Origin of the sequence: Actinoalloteichus sp. AHMU CJ021, assembly GCF_002895405.1 — a bacterium.
Classification (GTDB): domain Bacteria; phylum Actinomycetota; class Actinomycetes; order Mycobacteriales; family Pseudonocardiaceae; genus Actinoalloteichus_B; species Actinoalloteichus_B caeruleus.
In genome coordinates this window covers 6,258,808-6,269,615 of record NZ_CP025990.1, presented here as the reverse complement: position 1 = coordinate 6,269,615, position 10,808 = coordinate 6,258,808, and the positions used below count along the sequence as shown (strand labels likewise).

The 10,808-nt window shown below is 73.7% G+C and carries 1 protein-coding gene; it reads left to right on the top strand.

Annotated elements, in window-relative coordinates:
- Position 1 precedes the first annotated feature (1 nt).
- Complete coding sequence (locus C1701_RS25765; protein WP_103056810.1) at positions 2 to 10,780, top strand: type I polyketide synthase; 10,779 nt, start codon at positions 2 to 4, stop codon at positions 10,778 to 10,780.
- The last annotated feature ends 28 nt before the right edge of the window (positions 10,781 to 10,808 follow it).

The following is a 10,808-nucleotide window of genomic DNA, read 5'->3' as shown; positions in this document are numbered from 1 at the left end:
CATGGCCGACGACCAGAGAATCCTCGACTACCTCAAGCGCGTCACCGCCGACCTCCACCAGGCGCGGCAGCGATTGCGCGAGTTCGAGAGCGGCGAGCACGAGCCGATCGCCATCGTGTCGATGAGCTGCCGCTACCCCGGCGGGGTCCGCTCGCCGGAGGACCTGTGGCGCCTGGTCTCCGGGGGGACCGACGCGATCTCGGCCTTCCCCGACGACCGAGGCTGGGAGGTCGGGCCGCCGCCCACCGGGAACACCGCCGAAACCGCCGCCGCCGGCCCGCCGCCGGCCCAGGGCGGGTTCCTCGACGGGGTGGCGGACTTCGACGCGGGCCTCTTCGGGACGAGTCCCCGCGAGGCGCTCGCGATGGACCCGCAGCAGCGCCTGCTGCTGGAAACCTCCTGGGAGGCCTTCGAACGGGCCGGTGTCGACCCCACGTCGCTGCGGGGCCAGCGCGTCGGGGTGTTCGCCGGGGCCAGCAGCCAGGAGTACGCGATGCTCCTGCGACAGGCCCAGGAGGACGTCGAGGGGTACACGCTCACCGGAACCACCAGCAGCGTCATCTCCGGGCGCGTCGCGTACACCTTCGGCCTGGAGGGCCCCGCCGTCACCGTCGACACGGCCTGCTCGTCGTCGCTGGTCGCGATCCACCTGGCCGCGCACGCGCTGCGGCAGCGAGAGTGCTCCCTCGCCCTGGCCGGCGGCGTGACCGTGATGGCCACCCCCGGGATCTTCTCCGAGTTCGACAGGCAGGGCGGCCTGTCCTTCGACGGCCGCTGCAAGGCGTTCGCCGCCAGCGCCGACGGAACCGGCTGGTCGGAGGGGGCCGGTCTGCTGCTGCTGGAGCGGCTGTCGGACGCCCGGCGCCACGGGCACCCCGTGCTCGCGGTCCTGCGCGGTTCCTCCGTCAACTCCGACGGCGCGTCCAACGGGCTGACCGCGCCCAACGGGCCGTCCCAGCAACGGGTCATCCGGCAGGCACTGGCCAACGCCGGGCTCTCGGCCAGGCAGGTGGACGTGGTCGAGGCGCACGGGACCGGCACGGTCCTCGGTGACCCGATCGAGGCGCAGGCGGTGCTCGCCACCTACGGGCAGGACCGGGAGCGGCCGCTGCTGCTGGGTTCGGTGAAGTCCAACCTCGGGCACACCCAGGCGGCGGCCGGCGTCGCTGGCGTGATGAAGATGGTGCTGGCCATCCACCACGGCACGGTGCCCCGCAGCCTGCACATCGACGAACCAACCCCGCACGTGGACTGGACGGCCGGGGCGGTGGAGCTGCTGACCGAGCAGGTGCCCTGGCCGGACACCGGCGCCCCGAGACGCGCCGGGATCTCCTCCTTCGGGGTCAGCGGCACCAACGCCCACACCATCATCGAGCAGGCCCCGGCCCAGGAACCGGCGACCGGCGCCGAGACCACCGCGTCGACCCCGGTGCTGCCCTGGGTGCTCGGGGCCAGGACCGAACAGGCACTCGTCGCCCGGGCCCGAGATCTGCTGGCCACCACCGCCGACGGAACCCGACCGCTGGACGTCGCGTACTCGCTGGCCACCGGTCGCTCCGCGCTCGAACACCGCGCCGTCGTGCTCGGAACCGGAGGAACCGAGCTGCGAAACGGGCTCCACGCACTGGCCCAGGGGGCCGAAGCACCGGCGGTGGTACGCGGCGCGACCTTCGAGGGCACCCGGCTCGCGGTGCTGTTCTCCGGCCAGGGCTCGCAGTGGGCGGGCATGGGCGCCGCCCTGCACGCCACGTACCCGACGTTCGCCGCGGCCTTCGACACGGTCCGCGGCGAGCTGGACCAGCACCTCGACCGGCCGCTGGACGACATCGTGTTCGGCGACGGGGACCTGCTCGACGACACCGCCCACACCCAGGTGGGGCTGTTCGCGCTGGAAGTCGCCCTGTACCGGCTGCTGGAGTCGTGGGGGGTGACCCCGGACCTCCTCGCCGGGCACTCGGTCGGCGAGATCACCGCCGCCCACGTCGCCGGGGTGCTGTCGCTCCCCGACGCCTGCGCCCTCGTGGCCGCCCGCGGACGGTTGATGGGACGCCTCCCGGCAGGCGGCGCGATGGTGTCGATCGGCGCACCCGAGGCCGAGGTCCGCCCGCTGCTCACGGCGGAGGTGGACATCGCCGCCGTCAACGGACCCGCCTCCGTGGTGATCTCCGGTGACGAGGACGCCGTCACCGCCGTCGAACGGCACTTCCAGGACCGGGGGACCCGGACTCGGAGACTGCGGGTCAGCCACGCCTTCCACTCCGCCCACATGGACGCCATGCTCGACGAGTACCGGCTCCTGCTGCGGGACATCACCTTCGCCGAACCGACCACCACCGTCGTGTCCACCGTGACCGGTCAGGTCGTCTCCGACGAGTTCGGCGACATCGACCACTGGGTCCGGCAGGTGCGGGAACCGGTGCGGTTCGCCGACGGGATCCGTGCCCTCCACGACCAGGGAGCGACGACGTTCCTCGAGGTCGGCCCCGGGGGGACCCTGACCGCCGCCGCCCGCGAATGCCTGCCCCCGGACGTGACCCGCTGCGTGCCCACCCTCCGGAAGGACCGCCCGGAACCGGCCGCCGTCGTCGCGGCGCTGGCCGAACTGCACGTCAGCGGCCACCCGGTGGACTGGGAAGGGTTCTTCGAGGGCACCGGCGCCCGACGGGCGGACCTGCCCACCTACCCCTTCCAACGCCGGCGGTACTGGCCGGAGCTGACCGGGGCGTGGACCGGGGACGTCACCGCCTTCGGTCTCGGACCGGCTGAGCACCCCCTGCTCGGCGCCGAGGTCAGCCTCGCCGAGGGCGACGGGGTGCTCTTCACCGGTCGGCTCTCCGCCCGAACGCACCCGTGGCTGACCGAGCACAGGATCCTCGGGTCGGCGCTCCTGCCGGGAACCGCGTTCGTCGAACTGGCGGTCCGCGCCGGCGACCAGGTGGGATGCCCGCACGTCGCGGAGTTGACCCTCCAGGTGCCGCTGGTCATCCCGGAACGGGGCGGGGTCTCGATCCAGCTCGCCGTCGGTCAGGCCGACGACACCGGGGCCCGGCCGGTGAACCTGTACTCGCGGCAGGACGACGACCCCACCGACGCCCCCTGGACCCGCAACGCCACGGGTGCGCTCACCCCGGACGCGCCGCCGCGCCCCGACTGGTCGGTGTTCGAGACCTGGCCCCCCAGCGACGCGGTCGCCCTACCACTGGACGGCTTCTACGAGGACCTGGCCCGGTTCCGGTACGACTACGGCGGGCCGTTCCAGGGGCTGCGCGCGGTGTGGCGGCGCGGCGACGACGTGTTCGCCGAGGTCGCCCTGCCCGAGGAGCACGCGGCGCGGGCCGCGGACTTCGGTCTGCACCCCGCGCTGTTCGACGCCGCCATGCACGCCATGGCGATGAAGGACGTCGACGACGCCGGCGAGATCGGCGGCTCGCCCCTGCCGTTCTCCTGGAACGGTGTCACCCTGCACGCCGGCGGAGCCCAGACCCTGCGGGTCCGGTTGTCACCGGCGGGCGGCGACGGAGTCGCCGTCGCGCTCGCCGATGAGACCGGCGCCCCGGTCGCCTCGGTCGAGACCCTCGTGCGACGCGCGGTCTCCGCCGACGCGGTGGGTGCCGGCCGAGGCCGGCACCACGATTCCCTGTTCCGCGTCACCTGGCCGGCCCTCACCGACGGGGACACCCTGGCGCTGGACCACCGCGCCCTCATCGGGTCCACCGACCTCGACCTGCCCGTCGCGGCACGGTACGCCGACCTCGCCGCGCTCGCCGCCGCCGTCGACTCCGGCGCGCGACTCCCGGACGCCGTACTGGCGGTGTTCACCTCGCCACCGGGGACGGACACCGCCGACTCGGCCCGCGGTGCCGCCACCGCCGCGCTGGCCCTGGTCCAGGAGTTCCTCGCCGAGGAGCGCTTCGACGCGTCCCGACTGGTGATCGTCACCAGGGGAGCGCTCGCCACCGCGCAGGACGACCCGATCACCGATCTCGCGCCGTCGACCGTGTGGGGCCTGGTTCGTTCGGCGCAGTCGGAGAGCCCGGAACGGCTGGTCCTCGTCGACATCGACGGCACGGCCGCGTCACTGGCCGCCCTGCCCGCCGCCCTCGGGTCCGGCGAGGCGCAGCTCGCCATCCGCGACGGCGCCCCCAGGGTGCCCCGCCTCGCCAGGGTCCGCGACGAACCGGCGGAGGACCTGCCCGAACTCGGGTGGGACGGCACGGTGCTGATGACCGGTGCCACCGGCGCCCTGGGCCAGGTGTTCGCCCGGCACCTCGTCGCGGAGCGCGGCGTGCGCCGGCTGCTGCTGGTCAGCAGGCGCGGCGCCCGGGCCGAGGGAATGGCGGAACTGCGGGAGGAACTGTCCGCCCTCGGCGCGACCGTGACCTTCGGCGCCTGCGACGTGTCGGACCGGGACCGGCTGGCCTCCGTACTCGCGGGGATCCCCGCTGATCACCCGTTGACCGCCGTGGTGCACGCGGCCAGCGTGTCCGACGACGGTGTCATCGCCTCGCTGGACGCTGATCGCGTCGAATGGGTGCTGCGCCCCAAAGTCGACGGCGCGCTGGCACTGCACGACCTGACCCGCGATCTCCACCTGTCCGCCTTCGTGCTCTTCTCCTCGGTGGCCGCCGTCTTCGGCGGCCCGGGCCAGGGCAACTACGCCGCCGCCAACTTCTTCCTCGACTCCCTGGCCCAGCACCGCAGGCAGCAGGGCCTGCCCGCCACCTCGCTGGCCTGGGGGATGTGGGCGGAACGCAGCGGGATGGCGGGGCAGCTGCACGACCACCACGTGGACAGGATCGGCCGTGGAGGCCTCCTCGCGATGTCCGCCGAGGAGGGCAGCGAGCTGTTCGACGCCGCGTACGCGGTGGACGAGGCGTTGGTCGTGCCCGCCCGGCTCGACCTGGCGGCGCTGCGGGCGACCGCGGCGACCGGAGGTGTCACCCCGTTGCTGCGCGGACTCGTGCGGGCGCCGGCGCGCCCGGTCGCGGGAACCGCCTCGCTCGGCGAACGCCTCGCCGGGCTTGACCCATCGGACCGCACCGCCGTCGTCCTCGAGCTCGTCCGAGGCCAGGCGGCGTTCGTCCTCGGTCACGAGTCACCGGCCGAGATCGAGCCCCAGCAGGCCTTCACCGACCTCGGGTTCGACTCCCTGACCGCGATCGAGTTGCGCAACCGGCTCAACGGCGCCACGGGGCTCCGGCTGCCGGCGACGCTCGTCTTCGACCACCCGACACCGGCGGCGCTGGCGGAGTTCCTCGTCGTCGAGGCGGCCGGCGTGCCCGTGCTCGCCGCGCCCGTCGCGACCAGGACCCGGGACGACGAACCGATCGCCATCATCGGCATGGGCTGCCACCTGCCCGGCGGCGTGCTGTCCCCCGAGGACCTGTGGCGGCTGGTGTCCGACGGGGTCGACGCGATCGACGAGGTACCCGCCGAACGCGGCTGGGGCGTGGAGGGCCTCAACGGCGGCTTCCTCGCCGCTCCCGGGGACTTCGACCCCGCGTTCTTCGGCATCTCACCTCGGGAGGCCACCGCGACGGACCCGCAGCAGCGGCTCCTGCTCCAACTGAGCTGGGAGGCGATCGAACGGGCCGGCATCGACCCCGCCACCCTGCGCGGCTCCCGGACCGGGGTGTTCGCCGGTGCCAGCGGACTGGACTACGCGGGGCTGCTGCAACAGGCGGCCGACGGCAACGAGGGCTACATCCTCACCGGCACCGCGGCGAGTGTGATCTCCGGACGCATCGCCTACACGTTCGGGCTTGAGGGGCCCACGCTCACCGTCGACACCGCCTGCTCCTCGTCGCTGGTCGCACTGCACCTGGCGGCGCGGGCACTGCGGGAGGGCGAGTGCTCGCTCGCCCTGGTCGGCGGGGTGCTCGTCATGGCCACCCCCACCGGTTTCGCCGGCCTCTCCGGCCAGGGCGGTTTCGCCGCCGACGGCCGCTGCAAGTCGTTCTCCGAGTCGGCGGACGGCACCGGGTGGAGCGAGGGCGCCGGAATGCTGCTCGTCGAGCGGCTCTCCGACGCCCGGCGGAACGGGCACCCGATCCTCGCCGTCGTCCGAGGCACCGCCGTGAACTCCGACGGCGCCTCCAACGGCCTGACCGCGCCCAACGGCCCGTCCCAACAGCGGGTCATCCGGGAGGCACTGGCCGACGCCGGCCTCAACCCCTCCCAGGTGGACGCGGTGGAGGCGCACGGGACCGGGACGGTGCTGGGAGACCCGATCGAGGCCCAGGCGGTGCTCGCCACCTACGGGCAGGACCGGTCCGCCGACCGGCCGGTGTACCTCGGTTCGATCAAATCGAACATCGGCCACGCCCAGGCCGCCGCCGGCGTCGCCGGTGTGATCAAGATGGTGTTGGCCCTGCGGCACGGGGTGCTGCCGAGGAGCCTGCACGCCGAGACGCCCACCACCAAGGTGGACTGGTCCGCCGGGGCCGTCGCGCTGCTGGACCGCCAGACACCGTGGCCCGAGACCGGACAGCCGAGGCGGGCCGCCGTGTCCTCCTTCGGCATCAGCGGCACCAACGCCCACGTGGTACTCGAACAGGCCCCGGTGGACACCTCCGAGCGGCAGCGCCACGACGGCGCTGGGCCCGTCCCCCTCGTGCTGTCCGCCCGCACCGCCGAAGCGTTGAGAGCCCAGGCCGACCGGCTGCGCGAGCACCTGCGGACCCTGGGGGACATCCCCCTCACCGACCTCGGGTTCTCGCTCGCCACGAGGCGGACCCGCTTCGAGCACCGGGGAGCCGTCGTCGCTGAGGACTGGGAGAGCCTGGCGCGCGGCCTGGACATCCTCGCGGAGGGCGGCCAGGGGACGAACACGGTCGTCGGCCACGCCAGGGCGACGGTCGAACCGGTCTTCGTCTTCCCCGGTCAGGGCTCGCAGTGGAGGGAGATGGCCGCGGCCCTGCTGGAGGCGTCCCCGCACTTCCGCGCCCAGGCCGAGGCCTGCGCCGAGGCACTGGCCCGGTACGTGGACTGGTCCGTGCTCGCCGTGCTGCGGGCCGAGCCGGACGCCCCGCCGCTGGAACGCATCGATGTGGTCCAGCCCGCGCTGTTCACCACCATGGTGTCGCTCGCGGCCCTGTGGCGTGCCCACGGCGTCGAGCCGGGTGCCGTCGTCGGCACGAGCCAGGGGGAGATCGCCGCTGCCTACGTCGCCGGCGGGTTGAGCCTCGACGACGCGGCCCGCGTGGTCGCCCGGCGCAGCCGCCTACTGCTCAACCGCCTCGTCGGCAGGGGCGGGCTGGTCTCGCTCGCCCTGCCGGTGGGGGAGGCGGAGGGATTGCTCGCCGAGTGGGGTGACCGACTGGCCATCGCGGGCTTCAACGGGCCGGCCCTGCTCACCATCGCCGGCGACGGTGAGTCCCTGGACGAGCTGGTGCGCCACTGCGAGGAGCGGGGCATCCGCGCACGGCACGTCGCCGACGCTCCCACCCACTGCGCCTTCGTGGACGAGCTGCGCGCGGAGCTGCTGGACGAACTGGGACAGGTGCGCCCCACCGCCGGCGACATCCCGTTCTTCTCCACCACCAGCGGGCGGTTCGTCGGCACCGAGGCACTCGATACGGACTACTGGTTCGACAACACCCGCGAGCCGGTGCGCTACGAGCAGGCCACGCGGGCGTTGCTGGAGCAGGGACACCGGGTGTTCGTCGAGATCAGCCCCCACCCGGTGATGACCATGCCCACCGAGCAGACCATCGTCGACGCCGGCGCCGACGCGGTGGTGACCGGCACGCTGCGGCGGGGGGACGGCGGTCTCCGCCGGTTCCTGACGTCCCTCGCGACCGCCCACGCCCACGGAGTGGCCGTCGACTGGGGCACCACGTTCACCGAGCACGACGCGCGACCCGTCGACCTGCCCACCTACGCGTTCCAGAACCAGCGGTACTGGCTGCCGATCCCCACCACCTCCACCGGCGACATGGCCGGTATCGGGCTCGGCGCCACCGAACACCCGATGCTGGCCGCCGGCGTCCCACTCGCCGACAGCGACGGTTTCCTGTTCACCGGCCGACTCGCGCGACGCACCCATCCCTGGCTCGCCCAGCACGGCGTGCTCGGAACCGTCCTCGTACCCGGAACGGGCTTCGTGGAGATGGCGTTGCGGGCGGGCCGCCAGCTCGGCTGCGACGTGCTGGAGGAGTTGACCCTCGAGGCGCCGCTGACCCTCTCCGAACGTGGGGCCGCCCAGATCCAGCTCGCCGTCGACGCACAGGACGAGACCGGGCGGCGCACCTTCACCGTCCACTCGCGTTCGGCCGACGCCGAGTACGAGCAGGCGTGGCTGCGGCACGCCAGTGGCGTGCTCCGCGTCCAGCAGTCGACCGAGCCCGCCGGAGGCGGCGAGCTCACCGCCTGGCCACCGCCGGGAGCGCGGAGCATCGAGATCGACGACGCCTACGACAACGCGGAGAAGCTCGGCTACGACTACGGACCGCTGTTCCGGGGCCTGCGCGCCGCGTGGGTACGCGGCGACGAGGTGTTCGCGGAGGTCGCCCTCCCCGAGGACGGGCGGGCCGACGTCGCCGACTTCGGCCTGCACCCGGCCCTGTTCGACTCAGCGCTCCAGGCCACCGGGCTGGACGAGTTCCGCGCCGGACGGGCCACCGGGGACGACGACGGCAAACCCCGCATGCCCTTCGCGTGGCGGGGGGTGACGTTGCACGCGCTCGGCGCGACCGAACTGCGGGTGCGCCTCACCCCCTCCGGCCCGAACGGCGTCGCGTTCCGCATCGCCGACACGACCGGTGCCCCGGTGGCCACCGTCGACTCCCTGGTGCTGCGCCCAGTGGAACCGGAGCAGCTCAGGGCGGCGGGCAACGGCCAACGCGAGTCACTGTTCCAACTGGAGTGGACCGGGGTCGCGGTGTCGGCCGAGGCCGTGCCCGGCCAACGGTGGACGGTGCTCGGAGCGGACCCGCACCTGCTCGACACGACGGGGACGCGGGTCGGCGGGGTACGAGTGGACGGCTACCCGGACCTGGCCACCCTCGCCTCAGCCTTGGACGGGGGCACGCCCGCCCCCGACGTCGTGATCGCCGCGTTCGGCGGTTCCGGTGTCGACGTGACAACGACGGCGCACCGGCTCGTCGGCCAGGCACTCGACCTGCTGCGGGAATGGGTCGCCGACGAGCGGTTCTCCACTACGCGGCTCGTCGTCCTGACCAGCGGCGCCCTGGCGACACGGCGGGCGGAGGACGTCCAGGACCTCGCCGCCGCCCCCCTCTGGGGGCTCCTCCGCGCCGCCCAGTCCGAGGAACCGGGCCGGTTCACCCTCCTCGACGTGGATGACACCGAGGCGTCCTGGGCGGTCGTCCCGGCCGCGATCCAGTCGGTGGAACCGCAGCTCGCGGTCCGAGGAGGACTCGTGCTCGCACCACGGATCACCGGCACCCCACCCCCCTCGGAGGCCCCGTCCGATCGTGGCCTCGACCCGGACGGCACGGTCCTGATCACCGGGGGCACGGGAATGCTGGGTCGGCTGTTCGCGCGGCACCTCGCGGAGCGGCACGGTGTGCGCCACCTGCTGCTGCTCAGCAGGCAGGGCCCCGACGCGCCCGGAACGGACGACCTCGCCGCCGAACTGGCGCGGCTGGGGGCCACCACCACCATCGTGGCCTGCGACGCCTCGGTCCACGATGACCTCGCGGCGGCGGTCGCCGCGATCCCGGCCGAGCACCCGCTGACCGCGGTGGTGCACGCCGCCGGCGTGCTCGACGACGGCATGCTGAGCTCGCTGACCCCCGAACGGGTGGAGCGGGTGATGCGGCCGAAGCTCGACGCCGCGGCGCACCTGCACGAGCTGACCAAGAACCTGCCGTTGGCCGCCTTCGTCCTGTTCTCCTCCGCTGCGGCCACCTTCGGCAGTTCCGGTCAGGCGGGTTACGCGGCCGCGAACGCGTTCCTCGACGCGCTCGCCCAACACCGCGACGCCAACAACCTCGCGGCGACCTCGCTGGCCTGGGGTTTCTGGGAGGAGCTCGGCGGCATGACCGAGCACCTCAGCGACACCGACGTCCGGCGCATGAGTGGGACCGGGGTCATCGGCCTGTCGCACGAGCAGGGCATCGCGCTGTTCGACCTCGCCGCCGCGCTCGACGAACCCGTGCTGCTGCCGATGCGGCTGGACTTCGGCGCGCTCCGCTCGCAGGCTGCGGCGGGCGGGGTGCCGCCGCTGATGCGCAGGCTCGTGCGGGTACCGGTGCCCCGGGCCGCCGAGGGGGGAGCCGTCCCGTCCTCCGGGGCACTCGCGCACACGCTGGCCGGCCTCTCCGAGCAGGAACGCGACCGCGTCGTGCTGGAGATGGTGCGCACCCTCGCCGCGTCGGTCCTCGGGCACTCCTCCGCCGAGGCGGTCGGACCGGACGAGTCGTTCAAGACGCTCGGGTTCGACTCGCTCATCGCGGTGGACCTGCGCAACCGGTTGAACACCGCCACCGGCCTGAGGCTGCCGCCGACCACCGTGTTCGACTACCCGACGCCGGCCCAGCTGGCCGCCTACCTGCGCGCGGAGATCGTGCCCGAGGAGGCGGCGGACACCGTGTCGCCGGTGTTCGCCGAGATCGACCGGCTCGAGGCCCTGCTCGCCGACATCGGCACCGACCACGGTGAGCGCACGAGGATCACCCTGCGGTTGCACGACGTGCTGGCCAGGTGGGGGGAGGACCGAGGGCCAGCCGAGGGCTCCGCCCCCGCGGCGGACCTGGACGAGGCCACCGACGACGAGATCTTCGAACTGCTCGGCAAGGAGTTCGGCATCTCGTGAACCAGCGGATGCGAGCGAACGGAAGTGG